Below are 26,647 nucleotides of genomic sequence, written 5' to 3' on the forward strand. Positions count from 1 at the left end.
GATCGAGGTAGCGGATAGGAGGAGCGGTAGCGGATGAATCCGCTACCGGCCCTCGGGGTGGTGCGGGACCGGTAGCGGATAAAGCGGTGCGGGTAGCGGACAAATTCGCCTTGGCCACTACCTTTTTCGGGCCTCTGACCTGCCCGGTAGCGGCGGTAGCGGAAGTAGCGGACTCTCAGGGGGTGGGGGGCAGTAGCGTTCCCACGCGTCATAGAGGTCTGCGGCGTAGTAGCCCTTCATCACGCTGCCGCCCGCTTTGATGTTCCGTGCCGCGATCGGGGTGTTGTCCGCGGTCATGTACTCGCGCAGCATCCGAGCGAGCCCACGTGCGTCCAGGGGCTTGCCGCTCATGTCCGCCCACGGCGCCTCGTCAAGGCTGTGCAGACGGTCGAGAACGGCGACGGTGGGCAGGCGGTCGATGCCGTTGAACACGTGGTCGCGCAGGTCGGTAAGCAGCCGGATACCGGTGCTGCCCTTGTCTCCGACCTTGGCCGCGTTGACCAGTTCCACACATGCCGTGCGGGCTCGCTCCGGCCATTCGCCCCCGGCAGCGTCGGCAACCGCGAGAAGCGGTTCCCAGACGTCCGCGGGCCGGTCCGTGACCTCCGGGGGCAGTTCGGGGAACACTCCGTCGACCAAGTGCGCCACGGACTGTGCCCAGTTGGTGAGCCGGTCACACAGCGCGTTGCCTTCCTTCTCATGGATGCGCTGGCGGTAGGGCTCCACGTACTCGTTCCTCGCGCGGCGGCGCATCCGGATGATGACCGAGCGGGTCAGGATCGTGTCCGGCAGCGAGCCGAGCCCGGCCATCGCGACCGCGCAGTACGACGGGAACTCCTGTACTTGCTGGTTGGCTCCGTCCCCGACGCAGCGCCACATGCCGACCCCGCGGCGGTGGCCGGCGTTGAGGAACCCGCGCAGCGGTTCGTTGTCCCCGGCCTTGGGCCCGAACACCGTGTCGACCTCGTCGAAGAGGATCGTGGGACGGGTCTCCAGGGTGGACACGGCACGGAAGAGCACCGAGGCGGACGCGTTGGCCGCAACGAGCGGCTTGGGCACCAGGGTTTCGATGATCTCCAGCGCCCGCGACTTCCCGGAGCCCGGCTCCGGCGACAGGAACGCGATGCGGGGCGTCGCGTCGAAGCAGTCGAGTAGGTGCGCGTGCGCGTTCCACAGCGTGACTGCGACGTAGGCGGCTTCGAGAGGGAAGACGTTGAAGCGACGATGGAAGGCTTCGACCTCATCAAGCAGGGCGGAGCCGTCCGTCGGGTGCGCCGGCGGATTGGTGGTCATGCCGCGGCCCTCCCTTCCTGGGTGGTGCGGAGCGGGCATTCGTCGCGGTGAGCGGTGTGGTCTGCGATCAGGGCCAGCACCTTCGTGTGGCCAACGGCGCTTCGGTCCCTGCCGCACAGGCACTTCGAGGTGGCGGTAGGCACGGCGCCGCGCGGGGCGCTGATGCACAGCCACGCGACCGGGTACCGGCCGTCACCCCTGCTCGGGCTAGAGCGAAGAGCAGTGCGGACGCCTACGGCGACGCCTTTCGGCTCGCCCACGGCCGGACCGGGCACCGGTTGTGCAGCGGCGCGCGGACCGGTGGGGGTGGCGGGAAGGCTCTTCAGGGAGGGTCGGCGAGGTGTGCTCATGCCGCCCTCCGCTGACTGTTGCGGGCAATCGACCAGTTCAGACCGCTGCGAATGGTCGCCTCACAGGACCGCGGAGCAAGACCGGCCTGCTCCCCCGCCCACTGAAGAGCCTCCTCAACCTGCTCCCTGGGGAGGTCGCCCCACGCGATGAAGCGCCCCATGGCTCGCGCTGCCCGGAGCAACGTGGCGTTGCGCTCGCCCTCCGGGGCCGTGCGCACGCTCGCCGTTTCGGCGTTCAAGCCCGATACGGCGTAGCTGGACGCTCGAACCGATGACGGTGCGGCCGTCAAGCCCGCGAGGCCTGACGAACCGTCAGACGGGCGTACAGCCAATCCGGCAGCGGGGCGGGTGGGGTGTCGTCGACGATCGCGTAGGCACCGGTGGGGGTGAGACTGCCGGGGGCGACGACGTAGCCACCCCAAGCACGGGTGTCGATGCGTTTGCCGAGCCGTCCGGCCGTGTTGCCGAGCCGCGCGCCAGGTGGGGCGGTGAAGTACAGGTGGACCCCGCCGCTCGCGGTCCGGGTCGTACGGGTGGTGGGTATGGCCTGTCCGGCGCGCTCGCAGAGCGCCGCAAAGGTCGTCACGCCGGAAGGTGTGTCCGCACTGCCCTTGCACTTGCGTTTCGGCATGTCGAGGTCGACGACAACCAGCCCGGAGGGACCGGTCGCAATGCCGACGTTGAACGGCAGGTCGCCCCACGCGCGGCGGATGCGGTCCGGGTCGATGGTGGCGCGCTCTTCCCACTTGCGGTGACCGCCCGCGCAGTCTCCGATGCCGGGGCAAACGTCTTCACCGTGCAGGGCCGGACGCTTGTCGCCGGGGCGCAGAGGGAGGACAGCCCACCCTCGTTCCGCAGCGTCCAGTGCGGCGTAAAGGAGGTGGCGATTCATCCGCTCACCCCCGACGTGCTCGATGGGGTGGCATGGGCCGGACGGCCCTCGCCGAATGCACGACGTTGGGTCATGCTGTAGGTCTCCTGCTCTCTTGGAGGGACTGGAGAACCGGGGCGGGCGCAGGCTTGTGGTGAGACGGCGCCCGCCCCGGGCAGCTAGCTGTGGAAGTGGTTGCGCTTGAAGACGGCCTTGCGGATGTTGACCGTTGTCCCGCTGCCACGGCCGCTCGCGCTGAACACCTGCACAGCGACCCAGCCACCGAAGATGACGGCGGCGAGGACGATGAGCTGATGGATCAGCGCGGCCAGTGCGGCGATGAACGTGGTCAGCAAGACCAGGCCGCCGCACACGGCGCCAAACCCGATGCCTCCGAGCGCGATGTTCACCGCCGTACGCGAGACGGCCGGCTTGGTCGCGACGGGTTCGGGCTTGGTGGGCTCCATGGCGTAGCCGGTGACGACGCGGCTGTCCGGCAGAACGATGCTCGCCACCGCGGGGATGCTGCCGGGCTGCACGTGCATGAGCGGCGCGGCGTGCGGTACCGGGGCGAGCGGCGTGGGGTGGTGGACCTCAACGACCGCCGCGTTGTGACCCGAGGGGCGGTGGTAGTCGTAGGGCGTGAGGGGTTCGCTCATGGCGGCTCTCCTGCTTCAGTTGCCGAGGGCGGACAGGGCGTCGGCGGACGCCTGCACGAGGTTGTGGATGGGCTCGTACGCGCCGGTCCCGGCGACGAAGAACCCGAACAGGAACAGCACGATGGCCGCGCCTCCGCCGGCGGACCTGGTCTTGACGGCGAGGGCGGAGGCGGCGCCGAACAGCAGCACCGCGGAAATGTTCAGGATCATCGCGAGCCTTCCGGGCGCGGGGTGTCGGTGCCGGCGCGGTAGATGCGGGCCCACCGGTTGTAGAGCCAGCGGCCGGCGCGTATGCGCTTGCCGGTCGCGTGGCAGCGGCGGCAGTCCTTGCCGCGCTTCTGGCGGCCCTTGCGGTCGGTCTTCATCGCGAAGCCCCAGCCGTTGCACTTGCGGCAGTTCCCGAACGGCGAGACCGCGCACACCGCGACATAACACAGCGTAACGATAAGAGGCATGGCGATAGCGAGCAGGATGGGGGTCATCAGAGCCCTCCCAGGCGGTTTTCAGGGGTTTCCGCAGGTGGGCCGCTATCCGCTAGCGGCCTGATCAGATCAGGTTTGGGGCGCTAGCGGGGCCGCTAACGTTAGCGGGGTGTGCCGCTAGCGCTAGCGGCCCCGGAGCGTCAGCCCGCATCCCGGTTTCCGTCACGCTCCGCAATCGCAGCGGTGATGTGGGAGCAGTCGATACCGCGCCGGTTGACCACCTTGCCGTTGACCCGGCGCCCCACCTGGATCGTGACGACGCCGTGCGGCTTCAGCGCCGCGGCGAGCCCTTCGGGGTCCCAGCCGTCGTAGACGCCCTCGCGCAGGTCGGCGAGACGGGCGACGACCGTCTCAGACCACAGCTTCGGTTCGTCGGCGGGCACGACGGCGAGGATGTCGCGCAGCAGGTCGTAGGCGCTGCCCGCATCCGGCACCGGCCCTCGCCGAGCGCGTAGCCGGAGAGCGTGCCAGCCAGTTCGCGGGCCTTGCGGGCGCGGGCACCGATGGCTTCGGCGGCCGGGGCGTCCACGTAGACCGAGCCGACGATCCGGGCGTCCGCGCCCTCGCCGACGAAGTAGTGGATGCCCTTGTCACCCCACGAGAACACATGGTCGCCCGCACCCCGCGCTTGTACGCGGAGGTGCCGAGCACCATGTCATTCTCCAGCTGGCCCATGACCTTCAGGCAGAACCGCGCCGACGCGTTCGCAGAGATACCGGTGGGCAGCGCCTTCGCGTCCGGCCGCTGCGTCGCCAGCAACAACACGATCCCGGTGGCCGGACCGCGTTTGACCAGGTCGGTGCAGATCTCTTCGAGTTCCTTGCCGTACTTCTCGTGCTCGAACCAGACCTGGCACTCATCCACCCCGACCACGATCGGGTGCAACCCGAGGTGCTTCATGTCCGCGAGCTGGGACGTCACCTTCGACTCGGGACAGATGTCCCGCGGCAGGGAGCGGATCATCTTGGCGCGGCGGCGCAGTTCCTGACGCAGCGCGCGCAGGTCCCGTACCGCGTACTCGATGTCCTCTTCCTCATCGCCGGCGCGGTGGCAGTAGGAGACGGCGTTGCCGACCGGGTCCAGGTCGCCGGTGCCCTTGAGGTCGTAGGTGTGCAGCTCGGCACGCGGGTCCAACGCCGCGATCAGCAACAGGAGTCGCAGCAGGAAGGTTTTGCCCATGCGCGGGATGGCTCCGATGACGGCCGCGATGTACATGAGCGTGATCTCGACCCAGCGTCCGCGCTGGTCGGTGCCGAACGCGACCGGCTTGAACAGGTCCGTGGCTCCCGACTTCGCCAGCGGCCACGCGGGCTTCTTCGCCTTGGACATGTCCTGATCGCCGACCCACAGCACCAGGTGCCCGGTGTGCTCGTCGGCCACCGCCTCGGGCCACACGCAGCCCAGCGGGCGGCGCAGACCGGACGCGAGGCGTTCGCGGCGCTCGATGATGTCGGTCACGGTGACGCCGTACGGGAGGTTGCCCTCCGCACGCCAGCCGGGTCCGTCGCGGGTGATGGGGGCGGTGAACTCGAATCCGTCACGGCCCTTGCCCTGTGCCTGGTTGATGGCGGGGATGCCGAGCGAGCCGAGCGCACGCAGCACGATGTCCGACGTGAGCTTGACGGCGGTGGGCAGTTCCACCGCCCGGTGAATGACCGGGGCATCGGCGCGACGGCCGGCGTACCCGAGCGCGAGGGTGACCGCGCCGACCGACAGGGCCTGAAGCCAATCGGGGGCGAGCACGTAGATGGCGAGCGCGGAGCCCAGCCCGATGAACATGCCGAGCACGGTCACCAGGGTGCGCAGTCGGACGCGTCCGTCGCGCTGCCTTGAGAGCTTCAGGTACTCGGCAGCGTCCTCGCGGCGCACGGCGGCGAGGCGGACCGGTTCGCCCTCGCGGTCGGCCATCCACCGCAGCGTGCCGCCCACGAACTTCGCCGCGCCGGACGGCGCTTGGAGCGTGAGCCGTGCGGCGTAGACCGGGGAGCGCAGGGCGTGATAGCCGACCGAGTGCGCGTAGTGGCGGGCCACCCACGCGGACGCGGTCTTCAGCTCTGCCACGGACTGAAGCCACGGCGGAACGACCGGACGGCGCTGCGCGGCGAGAAGCCGACCCAGGTAGCCCGGACCGGCCGCCTTGACGGTCGGAACGTCGACCATCACGCGCGCGGTCGGGTCGCCCGACTCGGCGCCCGACCGGTCCGCACCGGAGTCGGCCGACTGGTCGGCGTCGGGTCGGGTGGTCGGGTCGGGCGACTCTCCGCGCGCCGATCGGGCCTTGCCGAGGTCGACTACCTCTCCCCCGGAGTCGGGGGAGAGGTCGGTGTTGAGTTCTGCTTCGAGTCGGTTGAAGAGTTCGTTCTCGTCGTCGGGGTGCTTCACTGAAGGTTCCTTCCAAGTGGAGGAAAGGCGGGGTCCGGCCGTCGCTGTAGGAGGTAGGCGGACGGACCCCGCGCAGGGTGCTACGGGGGGTGGCATGGGGAAAGCTGAGTCCAGAACGCGGCCGTGCGAGTGGTGCGGCGAGTCGGTGCAACAGCCGGAAAGCCGCTGGCGAAAGCGGCGCTATTGCAGCAAGGCACACCGACGCAGGAACCGAATCGCGGAAGCTCTCTGGGAGTTCCTGGACATCTGGTAGATCACGCGGCGCGCTGTTCCTCGGGATAGGCGCAGAGGATGCACATCCCAAGCGAGGTCGGGAGGCAGTAGCTGTAGGTCACACGGCACTTGGGGCAGGTGCGACGGGCGAGCATCGCCAGGGCGAGGGCGCCCCACTTGCGCGAGGTCATCGGCCGGACCGGCTTCGCTCGGTCGACGCGGTAGAGGTAGGCGACCTGGGCGCCGGACTTGCGGCCCTGGTGACGGCGCATCACCTGCGCGGCGACGGGCTGTCCGCCGGGGCGTAGTCCGCGGTCACGGAGCTGACGGCGGGTGGCGTAGCCGTCCGGGGCCAGACGCCACGGGAACGTAGGCACGCCGTAGCGGGCACCGGTGGGGTCGTAGCACTTGGCGAACGTCAAGGTCGTCATGCCGCCACCGCCACGACCGGCACACGCGACCGCGCACCGGGCCGTCCGGAGCGTCGTCCGGCGACCGTGGCGAACAGCCGGCCGAGACCCGCCCGACGCAGTCCGGCGCGGCCTTGCTTGGCCGCGTACATCGCCTCATCCGCCCGCCGCAGCAGACCGGACAGGTCATCGGCGGGGAAGTCGACCGCGCGGACCCAGCCGAGCGAGACCGTGGTGCACACCGCGGGGTCCTGTCCGTCGACCGGCCGGGCGAGCACGCCGTGCAGGACTGCGAGCAGGTCCGCTGCGGTGCCGTGGTCGTCGATCACGACGGCGGCGAACTCGTCGCCCCCGAGCCGTCCGGCGACCCCGGCACGGCCGACGTGGTGGGCGAGGCGGTCGGCGGTCGTCTTCAACAGCGCGTCCCCGGCCGCGTGCCCGTACGTGTCGTTGATCCGCTTGAACTTGTCGACGTCGGCCAGCACCACCACCGCGCGCGGATCCCTCAGCAGGACGGTGGCACGGCGGGTGAACCCGTCACGGGTCCACAGCCCAGTCAGCGGGTCGCGGCGGGCAGTGGTCAGGCAGGCGCGCAGCCACCACACGTGGACCGCCCAACCTGCCGCGAGCGGCAGTGCGGACAGCAGGATCGTGGCAACGGTGCTCATGCCGCCGCCCCCTCTCCGGCATCGGCGCCGTCGACCGGGTGCAGGCGCCGGCCGTCCGCGCGCTCGCTGAGCAACAGGTCCCGCAGCACACGGGAGTTAGCTGCCGAGCAGTGCAGCGTCGTACGGATCGCCTCCGCGTTGATCGCGCCATCCGCCCACCCGGCCGTGGCCTCACGGGCTTCAACGAACAGTTCCGCAGGCGTCCGCGGAGCCTTCGCGCCCTTGGCCCTGGCGCCGCGCTTGCGGGGCGCCTTCGGTGCCTCCCGGTTCGGGGGCTCAGGATTCTGCGGCGACACGGGCGGCAAGTCCCCACCGGACGGGGCCAGTTCACCCAGCTTCAACAGCACCCGCTCGGGGCGCGGCGTCTGCGACCGCCAGCGTCGGCCGTGCCGCTGCCGCAGCTGCGCGCGGACCAACTGCCGCTCCCGCTCCCGGGCGAGCGCGTCCGTGTAGGAGGTGACCTCCCACAAGGTCATGCGCCGCCACAGGGCGAACGTGGACAGCGGGGCGAGCAGCCAGCGCGAACGGCGAATCTTCTCCATCCGCCGACCGGTCACGGCGCCGATCCGGGAGGCGTAGACGTGCGCGGCCACCTCGGACAGCACCACCCACAGCAGCGGCATCGTGCCGTGCGCCACCTTCGCGGACAGCGACTGTCCGGCCGCGATGTTCAGCCAGCACGTCACCCCGGTCAGCACCCACGGCACGAACCGCACCCAGCCCAACGGCATGTCCGTACGGATCAGCAGCAGGAACGCCGCGGTGAACACCGGGATGGCCACGTCGATACCGACCGGCAGCATCCACGGGGACGCGAACCCCCAGCGGGCACCCGCCGCCGACACCGCCTCGAACGAGGACGCCAGACCCAGCCCACCGACCCCGGCCGCGAGCACCGCGACCACGCCCAACAGCCACAACTCCGGCTTCGACAACGGCGGCACCCTGACCGCAGGGGCCTGTTCCTGCTGCTCCGGCGTCTGCATGTTCGTGGCCCGCCTCATGCCGCACCCCCCGCAGCGATCAGGGCCGCAGCAATGAGCAGCGCACCGCCTGCGCAGGTGAGGTCGACCGCGCGGCGCAGGCCGGTGAACTTGACGACAGCGAGGCGGGACAAGCCCGCGATGTCCGCGCTGAGGGTGTCCTCGGACAGCACGGTCGCGATCTCTTCGGCGGTGAGCGTCGCCCACAGCGGGAAACCCTGCCGACCCTTGGTGTTGGGGCGCACCGACCGCAGTAACAGACCGGCCGCCACGACCAACAGCGCCATGCCCGTGCCGCCCACCGTGAGGGAAACGGCGTTCAGCGGGACATCCTTGGCGACCGTCCAGGCCCCGGCCAGTACCGCGCCGACAAATGCCAGCAACAGACCGGTCTTCGTGTCCGTCCGCGCGATCTCCGCTTTCACCTCGGCATGCGCAGCCGTCAGATTCTGCTCACAGGCGCTCATGACGTCTCACCGTCCGCCGAAGCCCGCAACTTGGCATCCATCAGCTCGGCTTCTACGTCCGTGACCTGACCGTCAAGAATCCGCTGGTAGACCGCCTCACTCTCCAGGAACATGCGGTCGTTGAAGTCAGGGCCGTCGCTCATGCCGCCGCTCCCTTCCGGGAGACCCGACGCCTGGCGGCCGGCCGGGTCAGCGGGACGACGTTGAACAGTTCCGGGGCGTGCGCCTCGATCACCTCGACGGCGATACGGGCCACGGTGTCCGGGAGACCAGGGTTGTCGGCGAGGATGTCGCGCGCCGCGTCCAGCCGGGCCGCGCGTTCGTCCTCGCTCTCGCCCTCATCCCCGAGCCAGAGCTCAGGCGGGGTGCCCAGGGCCAGTTCGATGAAGTCGTTCGTGGTGACGGCCTGATGACCGCCGATGTATGAGCGCATGGCGAAGCTCCTGATTTGGAGGGACGGGAAGCCGGAGCAGTCGCAGGCGTTTGGTGAGACGGCGACTACTTCGGGAGGGCGAAAGCCGTTGTGGAACACCGGAGTTCGGCTCCTCTCAACCCCGGCCGTACGGGAGCGCTCCGCAGAGCGCCCGGACGGCCGGGGCGAGCAACCGGCGCGGCGCTAGCCGCCGCGATGCGGTGAAGGGTGACCAGTTGGCCGCAGCACTCTGCGGTGCCAGCGGACCGGGGATGGAGCGGCGCCGCCGTGCTGGTCGATCACGGCCGCGCCCATCGCTTTCGTCGACGCACTGACGCTCCTTCGCCTCGCTGAACTGGGGTTACGCACTGCAAGGGGGACCTTGTCCCCACACTCCGGCCGTTGCTCGCGGTCACCGGGCCACCTCGCCAGTCGGGCCGAAGCCCTGTCCCCTGGCCTTTAGCGGGATTGCAGCGTCCCCGCCCTGTGCATTCGTGCAGGTCAAGCAGTTGCAACCCCGAGATTTCCCGGGGCCGTTCATTGACTAGCTTGCACTAGTCTGCTGTGGTTCACAACCCTCGTGAGTGATGCGCTCTAGTTCGCTGTGGTGGGTACGCTTCAGGGCATGACTGTCACAGGAGGGCCGAAGCCGAAAGCGGCGCAGGTCGCGGACGCACTTCGCGTGGACATCAAGAAGATGAAGCCGGGCGACAAGCTCCCGTCACAGCGCGAGTTGATCGACCGGTTCGGGTTCGCGAGCCAGACCATCCAGAACGGCTTGGCCACACTCAGGGCCGAAGGGCTCATTGTCTCGGCCGGGAACCTCGGTAACTTCGTCAGTGACGGAGCTTCCCCCAGCAACGACGTGCACGACGACATCACGGAAATCCGCTCCCAGATTCAGGCGTTGACTGAACGGGTCGCAGCGCTCGAAGAACGTTCCGCCCCGAATGGTGCGTGATCTGCAACCAGCATGCGAGGAACGGGAGTTGAGACGTAAGTGACAGCCAGGGGACGGAGAGGCGGAGGTGGGGACATGTCCAGTGACACCCCGGTGTCCCCTTCCCTGCCCCCCTGGCGCGCGGGTGAGACTCGGAGCAGGCACTCGGAGGAGGGCACATGACCGACGACAGGCCCGCATGGGCGCGGCGCATCGCTGCCGAGCGAGCGGCACGCGGCTGGTCTCAGCGCGACGCAGTCAGGGCGCTGCGGGTGCACGCTCCCACGGAGCTGCCCGCAGAGGACAGCATGATTCGCCAGTGGAAGCGCTGGGAGTCAGGCCAGATGCCGAACGACTTCTATCAACCGGTCATCGCGGCCCTCTTCGGCACCGTGACGCACGCGCTCTTCCCGGCGCCCTCGCGGCGGAACGGGGACCGCGAGATCCTGGCAGCGTCCGGTATGGAAACACTGGAGATCGTGAGCCGCCTCAACTGGTCGGACGTCGACAACGCCACGCTCGGCGCGCTGCGGATCACAGCGGACCGGCTCAGCTCGGAGTACCCGTTCATGCCGAGCGAACAGCTCCTCATTGAGGGGCGGCAGTGGCTCCGTCGCGTCGTCGACCTCCACAAGAAAAGCCTCACCCTCGCGCAGCACCGCGAGGTCCTCGCACTGTCCGGTTGGCTCGCGCTACTGGTCGGCTATGTCGAGTACGACACGGGCGACCGCCACGCGGCGGAGTCCACGCGGCAAGCCGCGCTCTCACTCGCGACTGAGGCTGACCATGCAGAGGTCGCCGGGTGGGCTCACGAGATGCGGGCATGGTTCGCTCTCACGACCGGCGATTATCGGGGCGTCATCGCGGCATCCCAGGCCGGGGCGGACGCGGCGCCGCATCACGGCGTGGCTGTGCAGCTTGCTGCCCAGGAAGCTAAGGCATGGGCACGGATCGGGGACCGCCGGCAAGTTGAGGTTGCGCTGGACAAGGGGCGGCGGTTGCTCGAAGCGATGCCGTATCCGGAGAACCTGGACAACCACTTCGTGGTGGACCCGGCCAAGTTCGATTACTACGCGATGGACTGTTACCGGCTTGTCGGCGAGGACCAGCTAGCCCGCACGCTCGCCGAAGAGGTACTGAGGGCGGGAACGGACTTCGATGGCAGCGAGCGCGCACCGATGCACAACTCTGAAGCCCGCGTCACGCTGGGAGTCACAGCAGCGCGTGAGGGCGACTTGGAGCAAGCACTCGCCATGGGAGGCCGCGCCCTCGAAGGGGATCGGCAGTCGGTGCCGTCGCTCATCATGATCAGCCGGGAACTTGCTGCGGAGATGAAGCGGCGATACGCCTCAGAACCATCGGCTCAAGATTACCTTGTACGTCTGCAAGAGCTAGGTCAAGAGAAACCTGGGTTCCTACCTCAGTAAGATCTCGTTTGAGGATTTCAACCCAAATACACGTAGCCCCATCACGGATACGACGCAAGAGGAGAATTTTTAAACGGCACCGCCAATTTTCTACTCCTCTTCGAACCAACCTTTTTCATTAGCCACCTGAGACAACGGAACTGCTTTCCGAGCGATCGCCCTCTTCATGCTCGTCTCCGCCAGTCCGACAATAAAGCGAGGGTAAGCACTCGAATTCGCCGCAACTTTCCCAGCGATATCGACCGGCATCTTATTCTGCGTTCGGCGACCGAACGCGAAGGTCACATGGGAATTCCTATAAGCCCTTCTCGTCGCCTCCACAGCACTTGCCCAATCCAGATGCTCATCAGCAACCTGAATGTGGAAAGAAATCGCAAACAGGATGACATCGTGAACTACCGGATCACTACCCAAGTAATTCGACAGATACTTATCGACAATAGCGATATGATCATCCCGTACGGCGACATTCGCCAAAATGGCAGCCACGCGCGGACTCAATGCGCTAGGCAGTGCGTTGACGCGAATCCCTCGGGCACCACCTGAATAACTGCGTACAGATTCGACAGAATCATAAAGCCGTCTACTCTGACGATCATCAAGGACCTCGACAACATCCTCGATCTCGGGACACAATTTCGCCATGGTGACAGGGCCGCACAGCAAAAGCGCCGCCAACGCCCACACCTGCCGATTCGTGTCGCTATCACAAAGACTCAGTTGCTGCCTCCACCACGCAACTGCCCCCGCCTGCAAGCGAGCATACTTCAGCCGCTTGACGATGCTAACCGATTCGTCGAAAAGGTTCGGTCGTCCAACAGAATCTCGGCTCGCGCGTGGAACGAACGCCGCGTAACCTAGAGCCATCACCCAAATAGCCCATCGATTTCCCACCGTCAACGAGACGCTTTCGATGTACTTTTCATACCCGCCATCCAAGGCTTCTTTCCCGGTACTGCCAAGCAGGTGGAAATATTCCTCGACCGCGGTATCGATAGCTTTATTTCGAATAGGTGATGGGGGCTGCTCTGGCCAGCGCACACCGAGATGCCGAGAGACGCTCTCGGAAACAAGCGCTCGCTGATCAAAATGGATCGCTCGACTCGTCACGACAGGATTAAACGCTGAACAAAACAGGTCCATTCGATTGGCTACTGTGCGAGGAATCCGAAAACCTGTCACAAAACCATCTAGAATCCGCTCTACGAATTCATCTTGCAATCGCTTACTTCGCCCAAAGTAGTCAGCATGCGCGGCAGCCATCAACGCGCCCTGCACTTCATCATCCACTGTTACAGAGTGTCTGTTCAGCAGATCTTCGATAACTCTGTTAGACACGGTACTGAGCACGCCAGTAAAATAACCAGTCCAGATCCATGAAGTCTTCTGCGCCTCTTCAGTCAGAGTCTCAAATCCATCGAGCCAATAGTCCTGCAGCTCATCTCTTGAAGCATTCTGCTGAGCCAACACGGTCAAAGATGTTTGAATGTCGCGCGGTGGGGCTGCACTAAGAACTTCAAAACACCTTTGTAGTAGTTCTACTCGTCCGCAGCCTTCGGGCAGTGTGAACGGCTCGCCTCCCGCAAGGCCGTAGCGATCGTCACCAAGCAGAGACCGATAGCCATCACGGTCAAGGATCAGGTCGATGACTTTCTTGAGGCTCCGGGCGTTCTGGCTGAACACCCAATCCGCGACCAACGTAGCTGCCAGCGCTCTAGGGTGCGACGTCAAGCCGAGGTCGGCGTCCGTGCAGAGCACCTCCAGGCGATCTACCAGAGAAGGCAACTCACCCTTGCTGAAGCAACCGGCATAAAATCTCGTTACGTTTTGCCAGTACGTGTTCCTAGCGATGGCGTCGAAGCGCTCATCTTTGGTGCCTGAACGAGGTGAACCCACTGGACTGTATGGGGCCGTCTCGTAGAGGAAACGTCCGGCAAAGTATTCCCGCAGGGGTTGAACCTCGAACTCAAACAACCCTTCTACCGCACCCACTAGGAACACAACACGTTGCGCCAAACCGGTGAATAGTTCATCAACCAAGCCTGGATCTCTGCCTTCGGAAATAAGATACTCCGCGATCAATTCACGCAGTCGATTCGCGTCTATCTTCCCAAGAGCCCTGCCGGTTTCTGCTTCGCTATGAAGCACCCATGCAAGATACCTGTGAATGTCAATAAGGATTTCCTGCCGCTTCTTTACAATCTCACTCTTTTCTGCCTCCCTCGCCAGGAAGAGCTCAACGTAGATGTCATAAAGCGCCGTACGCTTATCGGGCAGGCTACTCCCGCGCGTGTGAATAACACTCAGCAGGATTGCAAGCTGCATAGGGTTGCGGGCTAGATCCCGCATATGGGGTTGACTCAGCCTGTCGGTAACAACTCTGCGTAGATCGGCTACCTCTTTGGCCGGCAATCTGCGAGATTTCGCCCAACGCTCGGTATATTCTTCGATTAGCGGTGGATTCAGGCTAGTCAATGCCCAGCGGTTAAAAGTCCGCGACGGAAAATCAGTGACTTCAGCTAGAGCAGAGGGACGCGTAGTTACGAGCATCTGGAGAGATGCCGCCGTCTCCCTCAAGCGTCTTGCAGAAGCCGCAATCTCGCGCACTACATCATTGCGGAGTTTCACCTCCGCCACTTCGTCCAGCCCATCGAGCACAATGAGTAGTGCACTAGAATGGGCAACGGCACTCAAGTCATCTGGCGTGAAGGAGCGGCCGCCCGAGCGCTCACTGATTAGCGCACTGATAAAGGATTCTAGAGATTTACTCAGATGCCGTGGCCGCAGCTCATTGCCCTCTTGAGAAAAGGGATCCTTCCCTGCAAGCCAAGTAGCATACTCACGGAGATCCACTTTAATAGGAAAGCGCGCGGCCGCGGGCTTATGATTCGTAGGAAGAGTGTCAAATCCCTCGGCACTCAGAATCTTCATTCTGTGCACCTGGCAAATATACTGAGCCAAGGTGGACTTCCCCTGCCCGGGCCCACCTTCCAAGACGATCATTTCTGCCAGATCGGCGACGCGTTCATTAAGCAATAGTGTCGCGGCACCAACACCACTATCCTGTTGGGTCTCCCACGGATCTCGACCTGCAAGTCGCTGTGCTATATATTGGACTTCGAGTGCTTTCTTATCCTCTCGACGCCGTCCAACTTCCTGTTCTTGTCTGACATCCACGGGAACGTCTACGAAAAGACTGAGAATGTCATTACTGAGCTCTACCTGCTTAAAACGTACTTCGTTGTCCATCTCGTACTGGTCGGCAACGAAGCTGCGCAAGACATCCAGCCTGTGTCCCTGCAGGTCGGGACCAATAGAATCTGCTAGTGCTTGAAGGACATCCGCACCTCTAAGAATGTCTGGATAGGACCATTTGACATCCGCAGCAGTGTCGCAGCGACGATCCAGATCGTCTCGCCACCATGCACGGATAGGAATCGAGAGCTCTGTCTCTAGGATGGCATTCAGTGTGTCAATTGACCCCGATTTGGGGTATGCAGTACCGGCTACATTGGTAACGAGAATATATTCTAGAGCGTGTGGATTTTCCTCCAAAATAGGATCGATCTTTTCGATTTCCTTTTTCATCGTATCGACAAGCCATTTGTGGGCATCTTCGATGACGAAGGGATTTCTGACAAACTTCACCTGGAACAGGCGGTAGCTACTCGATCCTGCGTTGAGGTACTGAACCGCGTCCCGGCCACCGTCCCTCTGGCCAACTGGAAAACATTGCGTTCCTGGGAACTCGCGCGAAATTAGAGCCTGCGCGAAGTGTTGAAAACGTTCAGGGTCCAGCTGCTCATAGTGGTACGTCACTCCGGACCCTCCGCTTCATCAACCGCTACACCCCGCGGCACGTGTACTTCTGTCGAGTCTGCATCGCGCGCAGGCTCCCTCGCTGCGGCTCGCGGTGTCCCATGTGCCCGCAAGTTGGGCTCAGAGTAGCAAGGTGATGGAGTGTTACCTCTTGGTATGGCCGACATCCGTGCGGCTGCTAGAGCAGCTGTACGAAGGTGCCAGGGGTGAGCCGAGGTCACATTGCCGATGGCGCCAAGAGCCACGGCTAGCACAGGCCAGCGGTCTCCCCGCCAGGCGACGCGCCAAAGAGGCTGATCTGCAACAGGTGCTGGGAGAATCTGGGGAGAAGATCTTCTCCCCAGGCCTCCAGTCCGCCACGTTGCACCAACTCACGCCAAAGCGCCGACCTGTGCCAATGCTCTGCTGAGCAGTTGTAGATCTTGCGCTGACCTAATTCGGGACGAAGAGGTCGTGGGTTCAAATCCCGCCACCCCGACAGCCGTAACACCAGGTCAGGCCCGGTGCTGAGAGATCAGCACCGGGCCTGACCTGCTTTGCGGGCCTAACCGGCCCCGTCACCACCGTCATCACCCCGTGCCGGGTGCCGAGTGCCGGATCCCGGGTGCCAACGACGCTGAACGGGCCCTGTACCCCAGCGCGTTCGATGCGGCCCCGTCGATGCCCGTGTGCGTGGAGAGTCCGTCCAGGTGGTGGTGGTGTGGTGGTGGGACCACCCAAGCCATATCCGTCAGCCCGTGCCGCCCCACGCCGCCTCCAGGTCCCGGCAGTGGACCAGGACGGTCGCGTCGGTCAGGGCGATCTCGTGGGTGCAGCCGTTGTCCTCGTCCGGGAGGATTTCGTCGAGGAGGACGGCGTCGGCCGGCATCCAGTCGATGGAGTGTTCGTAGTCGACGGAGAAGTGGGTCACGCCCGAGTAGCTGATGCGCAGGCCGGCGTCGTGCTTGAACTTGTTGGGCGCGAAGTCCAGGACCAGGCCGCCGCTCTTGTCGGTGGCGAGGTGGACCCCGGCCAGTTCGAGGTCCTTGACGCAGCGGGTCGCGCCCGCGATGTCGTAGTGGCCGGGGTCGGTGGCGAAGGACCGGGCGCCCGGGGGCAAGTCGGCGCGGAGGCGCGGCAGTTCGGCGAGATAGGCCCCGGCATCCACGAAGAACCCTCCGTCGTTCCAGACGGCCGTGACGTACTTCATGTGCCCCATCCGCGGCTCGTAGATCGTCTGCCTCTTGATGGCATTCTCCACTCCGGGCGGGACCTACCCCACGCCCCCGTCTCAGTAAGTCAACGCATCCTGCGCGCTGGTCAGCCAGTACGTCACCCGCAGCGAGTCGTCGATGTAGACGCCCTTGCTGGGGAGGGCGGGGGTGGCCGCCGGGCTGATGCTGTTGTTGTTGCTGTCGAAGAAGTAGACGGAGAGGGACTTGGCGGTGCGGCCGTTGGTGCCGCTGCCGTTGTCGCCGCCGGAGAGGGCTACGCCGGCGTAGCCCGACTCGCCCGGGGCGAGCGTGGTGACGGCCTGCGGCTGGGAGTCCTTCATGACCGGCGGCACGGACTGGGCGTCGTCGAAGTTGACGGCCGGGTAGTAGTGGAGGTCGCAGGTCTTGGAGCCGGTGTTGGTGACGGTGAGCAGCATGTGGTTGATGGGGCGGCTGACCGGCTGTGCGGTCACCTTGGTGTTGGCGCCGCTGCAACTGACGCGCGTCGTGGAGCCGCCCGAACCCGAACCCGAACCCGAACCGGAGCCAGAGCCAGAGCCAGAGCCGGAGCCGGAGCCGGACGTCGAACCCGAGCCGCCGCTCGTCTTGCTGCCGCCCGACCCCGTGCCGCCGCTGGTCGAGGAACCGCCCGTGGAGAAGTTCCCCGTCGAGGAGCCGCCCGATGTGCTGCCGCCGCTCTGGCCGGTCCCCGTCCCGGACGGTGCCGAGGTCGTCACCGGGGAGGAGTTCGGGGAGACCGCGCCGGAGTCCCGTACTCCCAGTGTGTCGTTGCAGGCGGTGAGCGAGAGCGCGGCAAGCGCGACGGTCGAGGCGGCGAAGAGGCGAGTACGGGTACGGGTGCGGGGACGGGTACGGGCGGTGAACGCGGACATGGTTGGGCTCCCTTTCGGAGAGGCAGGAGGTCGCCCGCCGTCCAACCGGTCGGCGGGCGGCGTGCTTTGATGACCGGAGCCTGTGCCGCTTTCCGTCCCACCCGCCACGGCAGCCGGGACTTACGGGAACCTGGAACGTTCGCACCGGCTCTTACCTGGGGGAACATGGCATCCCTGGAACGCTGGACTGGAACGGGGGCTGGGTGGCAGTGGCGGACGAGACGGCCGATTTCGCGGCGCTGATACGGGAGCTCAAGGACCGTTCGGGGCTGAGCTACGGCGTGCTCGCGAAGCGGCTGCACATGAGCACGTCGACGCTGCACCGCTACTGCAACGGCGACGCCGTACCCACCGAGTACGCCCCCGTGGAGCGGTTCGCCCGCCTCTGCAAGGCGACCCCCGACGAACTCGTCGAGGCCCACCGCCGCTGGATCCTGGCCGACGGCGCCCGCCAGCGCGAACGGAAATCCGCCGCGACGGCTACGAACCCGGCACCGGCCACCGCCCCCACCCCTGAAGCAGCCCTCCCCACCACACCGCAGCCCACTCCCGGTACTACCCCTCCCTCCTCCGCCCACGAACCCCCCGTACCGCTGACCGCGCCCGCCCCGCGCAACCGCCGCCGTACCGCCCTCTTCGCCGCCGCCGCGGTGGCCGTAGTACTCGCGGCCACCGCCCTCGTCCCCCGCCTGGTGTCCGGCGACGGCGACGGTGGCGGTGGCGGTGGCGATCGGAAGCAGGACGCCGGCTCCGTGACCTCCGCCGGGCGCGGCACCCCCTCCCCGTCCGCCTCCGGATCGGCGAAATCGAGCTCCTCGCCGTCCGCCTCGGCCTCGCCCTCCAGCTCTACGAGTCCTTCCGGGTCCGCTACGGCGAAGAGCGGGGCGTCGGCCGCCCCGGGCGCGAAGTCCGGCGGGGCAGCGGATGTCGCGGCGGCCGTTCCGCTGACCGTGACGACCCGGCCGTATGCCTGGGAGAGCCCGTGCGGCCAGACCTATCTGGTCGACCGGGACGCGGCGAAGGTGCCGCCACCGCCGACCGAGCAGGACGCGCCGAGCTGGGTGAGCGCGCTGGGTGCCGTCTCCGCCGGCAGCCAGTACCTCGAACTGACCGTGCAGGGCACCGGCCAGGAGACCGTGGTGTTGCAGTCCCTGAACGTCCGGGTCGTCGACAGCGGTGCGCCACCGGCCTGGAACGTGTACGAGATGGGGTACATCGGCGTCGGCTGCGGCGGCGGGGTGCCCACGCACTCCTTCGGCATCGGGCTCGACTCGGTCCGCCCGGCGGTCACGCCGGAGTCCGGGCAGACGGGTCTGCCGTACAAGGTGAGCGAGAGCGAGCCCGAGGTCCTGTACATCACGGCCGCCGCGGCCTCGCACGATGTGCGCTGGTATCTGGAACTGGCGTGGTCCAGCGGCGACCGCAAGGGTGTGCTGCGCATCGACGACCAGGGGAAGCCGTTCCGCACGAGTGGCATGAGCGGACGTCCGCAGTACGGCTACTCGCTCGACGACAGCGAGTGGGTACCCCACCAGGCCGACTGAGGCACGGGCAACCGGACACCCCTATGGGCACCCCTCCCGACCCCGCGTTGACACCGACCCGCGCCGGACGTTGACTGGCAGCACTGCGCAGTCGTTGAAGGGTACGACCGACCGGGTCTCCGGGGGCCTGGAACAGGCCGTCGAGAGGCCGACGAGGCACGAACGCCTTCAGGCGGAACGGAAGCGGCATCCTGATGTACGACCAGACACGCGCCCAGCAGCCCGCCGGCCAGAACCGGACCCCCACCGAACGACGCACACCCGGCCCGGAGCCACTGCTCCCGTCCGCCGAACGGGAGCAGGTCCTCCAGCGGCTGCGCCACGCCCTCAACACCTTCGCCGACACCCCGCGCGACGCCCTGGCGGAGGCGGAGAGCGCCTACGACGAGGCCACCGCCCAGCTGGTGAGCGCCCTCGCGGCCCGCCGGGAACTCCTCCGCGCCGCCTGGGCGGAGCAGGACACCACCACCACCGCCACTGCTGCTCCCGCGGATCCCGCGGAACCCGCCGAACCCGCGGACCTCACGTCCCAGTCCGACGAACTCCGGCACGCGCTCCGCCAGTACCGCGAGATCACCCAACGCCTGCTCCAGCTCTAGAGCCTGTCCCGCTCCCGCCGGTACGCCACCTTCAACTCGGCCCAGCGCACGGCCTGTTCATCCGTCAGCGTGCCCCGCAGTTCCGCCAGCTTCAACAGGTTCGCCTCCGCCTCCGTCCCCAAGGTCTGTGCCTCGGCGGTGTAGTGGTCGTCCAACACCGCTGACAACTCAAGGGAGTTCATCACCGGCTCGATGCGCCGGGCGATCCGGTTCATCGTGCGGTACGACCCCTGGAGCCGGAACGGCGGTTCGGTGCGGGCCGCTTCCGTGGTCGCCGCCGACGCCATGTACGCGGAGTTGACCGCGAGGACGGTGTCCCGGGCGGCGAACAGATGCGTCAACACGGCGACGACACGGGCCAGTTCGGCGGGGTCGCAGGCGTAGGAGAGACGGTCCGCGCGGGCCGACGCATCGCCCCGCGCCAGCCGGATCAGCAGGTCCAGGTCGTCGCGGTCGCGGCCGGCGAGCGGAGCCAGTACCGGGTTCGAGGTCAGCGCGTTCTCGACGAAACTCAGGGCGAACAGCGCCTCCTTGCCGGTCAGTACGTCACCGAGGTTCCAGACGTCGGCACGGTTGGCCAGCATGTCGGGCACCCGGAACCGGCTGCCGGACTCGGTGTACGGGTTGCCGGTCATACAGACGGCGAACCGCTTGCCCCGCAGGTCGTAGGTGCGCGCCGCGCCCTCCCACACGCCCTCCATCCGCCGGGTCGCATCGCACAACGTGATGAATTTCTGTAGGAGTTCGGGTGACGTGTGCTGGATGTCGTCCAGGTGGAGCAGCACGTTGTTGCCCGCCGCGAGCGCGAAGTTGACCTTCTCCACCTCCTGTCGGGCGGTCGCGTTCGGCGCCTCGGCCGGGTCGAGGGAGGTGACACCGTGCCCGAGGGCCGGGCCGCCGACCTTGACCAGGACCAGCCCGAGCCGGTCGGCGACGTACTCCATGAGGGTCGTCTTGCCGTACCCCGGCGGCGAGATCAGCAGGAGCAGCCCGCCGGTGCCGACCGCCCCGCCCTCCCCCGCCGTGCCGAGCTGCCGGGCCAGGTTGTCGCCGATCAGCGGGAGGTACACCTCGTCGACGAGCCTCCCCCGGACGAAGGACGACAGGACACGCGGACGGTACTCGTCGAGCCGCAACCGGGCGCGCTCCGCCGCCACGAGAGCGGTACGGCGACGCTGGTACGCGCGGTGACCGGGAACGTCCGCGGCACGGAACTCCCGTGTACGGGCGAGGAGTTCATCGACCCTGATACGCAACTCACCCCCCACCACCCGGGGATGGCTGCCCAACAGTCCACCCACCGTCTCCGCCAGCCGCGCGTCCGACTCGTAACGCGGTGCGCCTGGGCAGAGTTCGGCCGCCACCGCCTCCGCCAGGTCCCCCGGGTCAACCCGCGTCCCGGACGCCGTCGTGTACGCCGTCAGCCACGCCTCCACCAGCTGACGGCGCGCGGGCAGGTCGTCGTCGAGGGCGATCAGATCGTCGTCGTACGCCGAACTGCCCACCGCCCGCCGGAACTTGTCGAGCAGGGTGCGGGCGCCGACGCTGATCACGAAGCCCTCGGGGGCAGTGGTGAGTTCATCAAGGAGGTAAGCGGCAGCGGGCCCACCACCCAGCACCTTCGCGAGTTCCGCGCGGAGTTCGGCGTCGGCCGGGGTGGGCCCGAACAGGTCCCGGGCCCTGGCCAGGGACCTCGCGCGGCGGGTCCAGTTCTCGCGGGCCCGTGGGTTCGTGCCGTGCGTCCAGAAGAGCAACGCGCTTGCGCGGGAGGCCGGTTCGTGGCGCAACAGGCCCGCGTCCTCGTACCGGCGGAGCAGTGCCGTGAGGATCGCCGTCGCGTCGTGGTCGTGCACACCGCGTTCGTAGCCTTCGTCGTACGACTCCTGCGCGGCCCGGCGGACCAGGGCGGCGAGGTCGGTCTCCTGGGCGAAGGCCTGCGCGCCGCGTTCGTCGAGGAGGCGGGCGGCGAGGTGTTCGGCGCGGTAGACCCGGGGTGACTCGGAGGGCAGCGGGCGGTCCCAGTACGGGCGGGTCGCCTCGAACTCCGGGTCCCTGACCGGGGATCGGTAGTCCGTGCCGGTGAGGGCGAAGGCCAGGCCGTCGCCCGAGGGGACCAGGGTGAGGTCGAGGGGCTCGGTGTGGACGGCGAAACGGTGGCGGCCGAGGCGGAGGGTCCGGCCGCCGTCCGTGGAGAGGTCGGCGCGGTCACGCAGGGCGCGGACCGCCTCCGCGTGGGCGGCGGTGAGCCTGCCGGTCAGCTCCTCCGCCCTTGTCGGGTCGCCCAGTTCACGGAGTTGTTCGGCGCTGCGGCGGATCCGCGCCACCATCGGGTCGGAGGCGAAGTACGTGTTCACCGCGTCGGCGTCGGCGAGCGCGACCGCCCGCCGCCCCACGGTCTCCAGCACCCGCACCGCAGACGTCGCCAACTGCTCGGCCCTGCGGGCGCGTTCGTCGACCAGGGTCTGCTTGCGGGCAGAGAGGGTCTCGTGGATCTCGGTGCGTTTGCCGTCCAGTTCGGCGAGGAAGTCGTCGAAGTCCGCGAAGCGGGCCTCCAGGTTCTCCAACCGCACCAGCAGCAGGGCGAGTTGGGTGTCGCAGGCCTCCGGGGTCGCCGCGTCCGCGAGCGCTCCGGTCACCGACTGGCCGAGCAGCGCGAACTCGGCCGCGAACTCCGCCCGCCCCTCCCGGTCCCGGAGTTCCGCGCGCCGGGCGTCCAGGGTGGCGCGGGCGCGGTTGACGCCGCCCAGCACCTCGGCGACCCGCTCCAGGATCGACGTACGGACCGTGGCGTCACCGATGTCGAGTCCGGCGACCACCTCGGTCACCGTCCGCAATCCTTCGGTCAGTTCGTCCAGGCGGGCCGCAACCGGGGCCGCCTCGGCGACCTTGGCCAGCGCCCCGGCCTCCGCGACCAGGACGTCGATCAGCTCGTGGTGTCCGGCGAACGCGTCCTCCCGCGCCAGGAACGACACCGCCCGCTGCCCGAACACCCCCAGATCCGCCTCGACTTCGGCCGCCGCCTCCTCGATCCGCGCGGTGTCGGCGTACCGCATCTCCTTCAACGTCAGCAAGTGCCCCTGCGCCCGCCGGAGTTCGGTGAGCCCGCCGACCCAGCCCGCCGCGTCCCAGGGCGCCTCACCCCGCAAGCGCCGTACGAGGGAGGCGATATGGGCCCTGGCGTCGGCGAGGGCGTCGGCGGCCCGCGCGGTCAGAGTCCGGACCGTCTCGAACTCGGCCAGGACCTGCTCCGCCGTACCCCGCGCCTCCTCCAACGGCCCCCGCAGATCGCCGAGTTCGGCGTCCCCCAGCCAGTGATGCGTGTCGGCCGCCCGGACACACGCGGCAACCAGTGCCTCGTACACCTCCGCCGCCGGTTCCATCCCGACGACCGCACCCGTCACCGACAGACAGTCGGAGATCCCGCGCACGAGATCGGCGTTCCCGACCCGGAACAGCGGCCCGGAGCCGCCGAGTCGGGCTGCGGCATGCGTGTCGGAGACGTACGGGGTACGCCAGATCCGCACCGCGTGAACCCGAGCCGCCTCCCCCTCGCCCTCCCCCAGCACCACCACCATGCCGTCGTCGAACAGCGCCCACCCCTGCCCGGGCAGCGGCGCCGCGACCTCCTTCCGGATCATGTTGTACGGCAGCAGCAGGCTCCGCCCGGACCCCCGCGCCCGGTACGCGAACAGCACGTCCTCCCCGTTGGGCGAGCGCACGATCCGCTCCAACTCCAGCCCGTCGGTGGGCGTTTCGAAGGTCCTGCACTCCCCCGTGGCCAGGCAGTACCCGCCCGGGAACACGATCCCCTGCTCCTCCGGCAGCCGCCGGCACGACAGCCCGATCCCGTCGAGCCGTACGACCTTCTTGGTCAGCGTGTTGAAGACCAGGTAGCGGTGGACATCCTCCTTGTACGGGCGAATGTCCATGAGCACCAGCGCACCCACCCGCGCGTACGCGATCTCCGCGTCGGCCGGCGACTGCAACGGCTCGTCGACCGGTTCGGCGTAAATCCCCTCCCCCGTCTCGGTGTTGTCCTCCACCTTCACGGTGAGGGTCCCGCCCAGCGTGTCGACGTACAGCCCGTCCTGGATCCGCACATGCGGGTGCCGACCGGGGACGAGATCCTCGCGCCCCGTCCCCGTCCAGTCGAAGTCGTACGGCGGCGGGAAGACGTGGTCGCGTTCGCCGTGCGCGTCCAGGAAGGTCGCCGCCCGGCCGTCGTCCGTGAGCGCCCAGCGCAGTACCCGGATGTCGTCGGCCTTCTCGCCGGTGCGGAAGACGGCCAGCAACTTGCCGTCGACGCGCCGGAGTTGGAGGAGTCGCGCCTGCCGGTAGTAGCGGTGCAGTGCGGTGAACTCCCGTACGAACTCCGGGTCGTCGAGGAGTCCGGGTACGGCGTTCTCGGGCAGCCCGCGCAGGTCCTGGCGGTCGTAGAGGGCGAGGACGTCGGCCACCGCCGTCTCCCGGGTGACGCCGAGGGAGGTCTGGTGGCCGAAGAGGAGTGCGTCTCCTACGGCGACGATGTCCCTCGGTGCGGCCGGGTGTTCGGTGGTGAGGCGTCCGGTGCCGGTGAGTTCCAGCCGGGTCGAGCCGAACTCCTCGGCGCGGCGGGTGTTGAGCGTCTCCGCGCGGCGGGCGAGTTCGGCGGCCTGTGCGGCGAGGCGGTCGCGCAGTACCTCGTAGGTGCCGGTGTCCAGGCCGGTGGTCATGGGTCCCTCTCAGGATCTCGGGCGGGGTGCGTGGCCGGGAGTGGTGGGTCCGGAACTGCCGTCCCCTGTGCGGCAGTTCCGGACCGTCTGTGGGGCCGGGTCTCGGCCGGGCGTGAGGCCTTCGCTGGGCGTGAGGCCTTCGCCGGGTGTCAGGCCTTCGACGGGTGGCCGTTGAGCGCGGTCAGCGGGGTGTCCGCGAGGCCCAACTCGCCTGCCCTGTCGAGCAGTTGCCGTAGCTGACCGGCGTTGGCCGTGTCCGTCCGCATCAGTTTCATCAGCAGGGCGGACACGGTGAGGTTCTGCACGTCGGCCGTGGAGACCGAGCCGAGTACGCGCCCGAGGTCGTCGGCGATGTTCGACGTACCGTCCAGCCACGGGCGTGCCAACGCCTGTGCCGTCTGGGAGTTCTGGACGAAGCCGTCGACACTGCGGCCGAGCGAGATCGACGACATCAGCCGGTCGAAGAAGACCGTGTCGCCGCCGACGATGTCGATGTCGGCGTGCTCAAGACCGGTCGCGAGGACGGTGGCCTGCGCCTCGGCGACCTGCCGCTGCACGTCGAGACCCGCGAGCCGGATCTCCTTCTCGGCCTGGAGCCGCAGCCGGTACTCCTCGTGGCCGCGCGAGGCGTCGTCGAGGGCGGCCATCGCGGCGGCCTTCTCGGTGAGGCCCTCCGCCTCGGCCTTCAACTTCTCGCCGATACCGGTGGCTTCGGCGAGCGCGTTCGCCCGTACGCCCTCGGCCTGCGCGAGCACCTTCGCCTGCGCGCCCTCGGCCTCCGCGAGCGCCATGGCCCGGGTGCCCTCGGCCTCCGCCCGGAGCCGGGCCTCGGTGCCGTCCGCCTCCGCGCGCAGCCGCGCCCCCGTGGCCTCGGCCTCCGCGCGGCCCGCCTTCACGGTGACCTCGGCCTCCTTGTCGCGGACCTGGACCTCGGCGAGTCCGGCCGCGGCGGCCTCCGCCTGGATGCCCTCGGCGAGCCGGAGCTTGGCGCGGGCGTCGAGGTCGGCGGACTTCAACCGGGCGTCGGCGAGGGTGAGTTGCTCACCGGCACGGTGCTTGGCGGCGGCTTCGGCTGCCTCGGCCGCCTTGATGTCCTTGACCAGCTTCTCCTGCGCCTCGGCCTCCGCGGCGATGATCACGGCCTGCCGGGTGCGCTCGGCCTCCTCGACCACCCGCAGTTTCTTGATGGCCTCCTCCTGCTCGGCGACCGTACGGTCCACGGCGATCCGTTCCCGGACCACGTCCGCGACCTCGCGCCGCTCGACCTCGACCTCCTTGTCGCGGGCGATCCCGGACAGGCTCGTCTCCCGTTCCCGGGCGATGACTTCGAGGAGCCGGTCCTTCTCGATGCGCTCGTTCTCGACGGCGATGACCCGTTCGCGGTTCTTCTGCGCCACGGCGATCTCGCGGGCCTGGTTCTCGCGCTGGACGCCGAGTTGCTCCTCGGTGCGCAGGAACGCGGTCTGCGCGCCGAGCCGTTCCTCCTCCTGCACCTTCGCGGTGGCGGCCTCCTCGCGTGCCCGCAGGACCTCCACCTCACGGCGCTGCTTGATCTCCGCCTCGGCCTGCCGGCGCTCCAGCTCCAGGATGGTCTCCCGGGCGTCGACGTTCTGCCGGGTGATCTCCTTCTGCTCGGTGCGCTGGAACTCGTTGGTGCGGACGTGCTCGATCGTCGTCAGCTCGGTGATCTTGCGGATGCCCTGCGCGTCCAGGATGTTCTGGCTGTCGAGCTGGGTCATCGGCGTCTGTTCGAGGAAGTCGATGGCCGCGTCGTCGAGGTGGTAGCCGTTGAGGTCGGTGCCGATGACCTGGATGATCCGGTCCCGGAACTCCTCGCGCTTGGTGTAGAGATCGACGAAGTCCAGCTGCTTGCCGACGGTCTTGAGCGCCTCGGAGAACTTCGCGGCGAAGAAGTCCTGGATCGCGACGGGGTCGCTCGCGGTCTGGGTGCCGATGGCCTGCGCGACCTTGATGACGTCCTCGACGGTCTTGTTGACCCGTACGAAGAAGCTGATGTGGATGTCGGCCCGGATGTTGTCCTGGCAGATCAGACCCTCGCGCCCGGTACGGCGGATCTCGATCGTCTTCACGGAGATGTCCATGAACTCGGCCTTGTGCAGCACCGGCAGGACGACCGCGCCGGTGAAGGTGACGTCGACCTTCTTCGTCTTGGAGACGATCAGCGCCCGCCCCTGCTCCACCTTCCGGAACAGCCGCCCGACCAGCAGAAGCAGGGCGAGCGCGATGAGCAGGACAACGGCAACGAACACACCGATGCCCACGGTGATGGCGTTCATGACATGGGTCCTCTGAGGAGAGAAGGGTGATCG

Annotated in this window: 19 protein-coding genes and 2 pseudogenes; 4 read left to right on the forward strand and 17 right to left on the reverse strand. The window is 67.5% G+C overall.

Going from position 1 to position 26,647, the window contains the following annotated elements:
• Positions 1 to 117: 117 nt before the first annotated feature.
• The 12 genes and pseudogenes from ACWIHT_RS25715 to ACWIHT_RS25770 all read right to left on the reverse strand — a co-directional run bounded on the left by ACWIHT_RS25715 (position 118) and on the right by ACWIHT_RS25770 (position 9,211).
• Positions 118 to 1,293 carry a DUF3631 domain-containing protein gene (locus ACWIHT_RS25715; RefSeq protein ID WP_456170595.1) on the reverse strand — a complete coding sequence of 392 codons (1,176 nt, stop codon included), beginning with the start codon at positions 1,291 to 1,293 and terminating at the stop codon, positions 118 to 120.
• 346 nt (positions 1,294 to 1,639) lie between these two features.
• A pseudogene (locus ACWIHT_RS25720) lies at positions 1,640 to 2,535 on the reverse strand (bifunctional DNA primase/polymerase).
• Between the two features lie 158 nt (positions 2,536 to 2,693).
• Positions 2,694 to 3,173, reverse strand: coding sequence for a hypothetical protein (locus ACWIHT_RS25725; protein WP_456170596.1), 480 nt, complete (start codon positions 3,171 to 3,173; stop codon positions 2,694 to 2,696).
• Between the two features lie 15 nt (positions 3,174 to 3,188).
• The gene (locus ACWIHT_RS25730) at positions 3,189 to 3,383 is read right to left on the reverse strand and encodes a hypothetical protein (protein ID WP_456170597.1); all 195 of its coding nucleotides are present in this window, start codon (positions 3,381 to 3,383) and stop codon (positions 3,189 to 3,191) included.
• Positions 3,380 to 3,655: a hypothetical protein gene (locus ACWIHT_RS25735; RefSeq protein WP_456170598.1), complete on the reverse strand. Its 276-nt coding sequence runs from the start codon at positions 3,653 to 3,655 to the stop codon at positions 3,380 to 3,382. Before ACWIHT_RS25735 ends, ACWIHT_RS25730 begins: the two co-directional genes overlap by 4 nt.
• A 140-nt stretch (positions 3,656 to 3,795) precedes the next feature.
• Positions 3,796 to 6,037, reverse strand: a pseudogene (locus tag ACWIHT_RS25740) (cell division protein FtsK).
• A 254-nt stretch (positions 6,038 to 6,291) separates the two neighbouring features.
• Positions 6,292 to 6,681, reverse strand: a complete 390-nt coding sequence (locus tag ACWIHT_RS25745; RefSeq protein WP_456170599.1) for an RRQRL motif-containing zinc-binding protein — start codon at positions 6,679 to 6,681, stop codon at positions 6,292 to 6,294.
• Entirely contained in the window at positions 6,678 to 7,328 is a 651-nt protein-coding gene (locus tag ACWIHT_RS25750) for a GGDEF domain-containing protein (protein WP_456170600.1), read from the reverse strand. Before ACWIHT_RS25750 ends, ACWIHT_RS25745 begins: the two co-directional genes overlap by 4 nt.
• A complete protein-coding gene (locus ACWIHT_RS25755) occupies positions 7,325 to 8,332 on the reverse strand; it encodes a DUF2637 domain-containing protein (RefSeq protein ID WP_456170602.1) in 1,008 nt (335 codons plus the stop codon). The genes ACWIHT_RS25750 and ACWIHT_RS25755 overlap by 4 nt, the downstream gene beginning before the upstream one ends.
• Entirely contained in the window at positions 8,329 to 8,778 is a 450-nt protein-coding gene (locus ACWIHT_RS25760) for a Pycsar system effector family protein (protein WP_456170603.1), read from the reverse strand. The genes ACWIHT_RS25755 and ACWIHT_RS25760 overlap by 4 nt, the downstream gene beginning before the upstream one ends.
• Positions 8,775 to 8,921: a hypothetical protein gene (locus ACWIHT_RS25765; RefSeq protein WP_456170604.1), complete on the reverse strand. Its 147-nt coding sequence runs from the start codon at positions 8,919 to 8,921 to the stop codon at positions 8,775 to 8,777. Before ACWIHT_RS25765 ends, ACWIHT_RS25760 begins: the two co-directional genes overlap by 4 nt.
• The gene (locus ACWIHT_RS25770; RefSeq protein WP_456170606.1) at positions 8,918 to 9,211 is read right to left on the reverse strand and encodes a hypothetical protein; all 294 of its coding nucleotides are present in this window, start codon (positions 9,209 to 9,211) and stop codon (positions 8,918 to 8,920) included. The genes ACWIHT_RS25765 and ACWIHT_RS25770 overlap by 4 nt, the downstream gene beginning before the upstream one ends.
• Positions 9,212 to 9,815: 604 nt before the next feature.
• On the opposite strand from ACWIHT_RS25770, the gene ACWIHT_RS25775 reads away from it, so the two are divergent.
• Both ACWIHT_RS25775 and ACWIHT_RS25780 read left to right on the forward strand, forming a co-directional pair.
• On the forward strand, positions 9,816 to 10,151 hold the full coding sequence (locus ACWIHT_RS25775) for a winged helix-turn-helix domain-containing protein (RefSeq protein ID WP_456170607.1): 336 nt from the start codon (positions 9,816 to 9,818) through the stop codon (positions 10,149 to 10,151).
• A 158-nt stretch (positions 10,152 to 10,309) separates the two neighbouring features.
• On the forward strand, positions 10,310 to 11,557 hold the full coding sequence (locus ACWIHT_RS25780) for an XRE family transcriptional regulator (protein ID WP_456170608.1): 1,248 nt from the start codon (positions 10,310 to 10,312) through the stop codon (positions 11,555 to 11,557).
• Positions 11,558 to 11,647: 90 nt separating this feature from the next.
• Here the strand turns inward: ACWIHT_RS25780 and ACWIHT_RS25785 are convergent, their stop codons facing one another.
• The 3 genes from ACWIHT_RS25785 to ACWIHT_RS25795 form a co-directional block, all read right to left on the reverse strand.
• Entirely contained in the window at positions 11,648 to 15,376 is a 3,729-nt protein-coding gene (locus ACWIHT_RS25785) for an NACHT domain-containing protein (protein ID WP_456170609.1), read from the reverse strand.
• A 730-nt stretch (positions 15,377 to 16,106) separates the two neighbouring features.
• Positions 16,107 to 16,565, reverse strand: coding sequence for a hypothetical protein (locus tag ACWIHT_RS25790; protein ID WP_456170610.1), 459 nt, complete (start codon positions 16,563 to 16,565; stop codon positions 16,107 to 16,109).
• 81 nt (positions 16,566 to 16,646) lie between these two features.
• The gene (locus ACWIHT_RS25795; protein ID WP_456170612.1) at positions 16,647 to 17,462 is read right to left on the reverse strand and encodes a DUF4232 domain-containing protein; all 816 of its coding nucleotides are present in this window, start codon (positions 17,460 to 17,462) and stop codon (positions 16,647 to 16,649) included.
• A gap of 203 nt (positions 17,463 to 17,665) precedes the next feature.
• Here ACWIHT_RS25795 and ACWIHT_RS25800 point away from each other — a divergent pair, with 203 nt between their 5' ends.
• Both ACWIHT_RS25800 and ACWIHT_RS25805 read left to right on the forward strand, forming a co-directional pair.
• Complete coding sequence (locus ACWIHT_RS25800) at positions 17,666 to 19,006, forward strand: helix-turn-helix domain-containing protein (protein ID WP_456170613.1); 1,341 nt, start codon at positions 17,666 to 17,668, stop codon at positions 19,004 to 19,006.
• Positions 19,007 to 19,200: 194 nt separating this feature from the next.
• Entirely contained in the window at positions 19,201 to 19,605 is a 405-nt protein-coding gene (locus ACWIHT_RS25805; protein WP_456170614.1) for a hypothetical protein, read from the forward strand.
• Here the strand turns inward: ACWIHT_RS25805 and ACWIHT_RS25810 are convergent.
• Positions 19,602 to 24,317 (reverse strand): DNA repair ATPase, encoded by a 4,716-nt coding sequence (locus tag ACWIHT_RS25810; protein ID WP_456170615.1) that lies wholly within the window; start codon positions 24,315 to 24,317, stop codon positions 19,602 to 19,604. The genes ACWIHT_RS25805 and ACWIHT_RS25810 overlap by 4 nt on opposite strands.
• Positions 24,318 to 24,466: 149 nt before the next feature.
• Complete coding sequence (locus tag ACWIHT_RS25815) at positions 24,467 to 26,614, reverse strand: flotillin family protein (protein WP_456170617.1); 2,148 nt, start codon at positions 26,612 to 26,614, stop codon at positions 24,467 to 24,469.
• Between the last annotated feature and the right edge of the window lie 33 nt (positions 26,615 to 26,647).

The sequence above is a fragment of the Streptomyces sp. NPDC002276 genome, assembly GCF_053891435.1.

What these genes read in the sequence shown, in the direction of transcription:
- ACWIHT_RS25715 (WP_456170595.1), bottom strand. Translation starts at nt 1,293, where the DNA reads ATGACCACCAATCCGCCGGCGCACCCGACGGACGGCTCCGCCCTGCTT.
- ACWIHT_RS25725 (WP_456170596.1), bottom strand. Translation starts at nt 3,173, where the DNA reads ATGAGCGAACCCCTCACGCCCTACGACTACCACCGCCCCTCGGGTCAC.
- ACWIHT_RS25730 (WP_456170597.1), bottom strand. Translation starts at nt 3,383, where the DNA reads ATGATCCTGAACATTTCCGCGGTGCTGCTGTTCGGCGCCGCCTCCGCC.
- ACWIHT_RS25735 (WP_456170598.1), bottom strand. Translation starts at nt 3,655, where the DNA reads ATGACCCCCATCCTGCTCGCTATCGCCATGCCTCTTATCGTTACGCTG.
- ACWIHT_RS25745 (WP_456170599.1), bottom strand. Translation starts at nt 6,681, where the DNA reads ATGACGACCTTGACGTTCGCCAAGTGCTACGACCCCACCGGTGCCCGC.
- ACWIHT_RS25750 (WP_456170600.1), bottom strand. Translation starts at nt 7,328, where the DNA reads ATGAGCACCGTTGCCACGATCCTGCTGTCCGCACTGCCGCTCGCGGCA.
- ACWIHT_RS25755 (WP_456170602.1), bottom strand. Translation starts at nt 8,332, where the DNA reads ATGAGGCGGGCCACGAACATGCAGACGCCGGAGCAGCAGGAACAGGCC.
- ACWIHT_RS25760 (WP_456170603.1), bottom strand. Translation starts at nt 8,778, where the DNA reads ATGAGCGCCTGTGAGCAGAATCTGACGGCTGCGCATGCCGAGGTGAAA.
- ACWIHT_RS25765 (WP_456170604.1), bottom strand. Translation starts at nt 8,921, where the DNA reads ATGAGCGACGGCCCTGACTTCAACGACCGCATGTTCCTGGAGAGTGAG.
- ACWIHT_RS25770 (WP_456170606.1), bottom strand. Translation starts at nt 9,211, where the DNA reads ATGCGCTCATACATCGGCGGTCATCAGGCCGTCACCACGAACGACTTC.
- ACWIHT_RS25775 (WP_456170607.1), top strand. Translation starts at nt 9,816, where the DNA reads ATGACTGTCACAGGAGGGCCGAAGCCGAAAGCGGCGCAGGTCGCGGAC.
- ACWIHT_RS25780 (WP_456170608.1), top strand. Translation starts at nt 10,310, where the DNA reads ATGACCGACGACAGGCCCGCATGGGCGCGGCGCATCGCTGCCGAGCGA.
- ACWIHT_RS25790 (WP_456170610.1), bottom strand. Translation starts at nt 16,565, where the DNA reads ATGAAGTACGTCACGGCCGTCTGGAACGACGGAGGGTTCTTCGTGGAT.
- ACWIHT_RS25795 (WP_456170612.1), bottom strand. Translation starts at nt 17,462, where the DNA reads ATGTCCGCGTTCACCGCCCGTACCCGTCCCCGCACCCGTACCCGTACT.
- ACWIHT_RS25805 (WP_456170614.1), top strand. Translation starts at nt 19,201, where the DNA reads ATGTACGACCAGACACGCGCCCAGCAGCCCGCCGGCCAGAACCGGACC.
- ACWIHT_RS25810 (WP_456170615.1), bottom strand. Translation starts at nt 24,317, where the DNA reads ATGACCACCGGCCTGGACACCGGCACCTACGAGGTACTGCGCGACCGC.
- ACWIHT_RS25815 (WP_456170617.1), bottom strand. Translation starts at nt 26,614, where the DNA reads ATGAACGCCATCACCGTGGGCATCGGTGTGTTCGTTGCCGTTGTCCTG.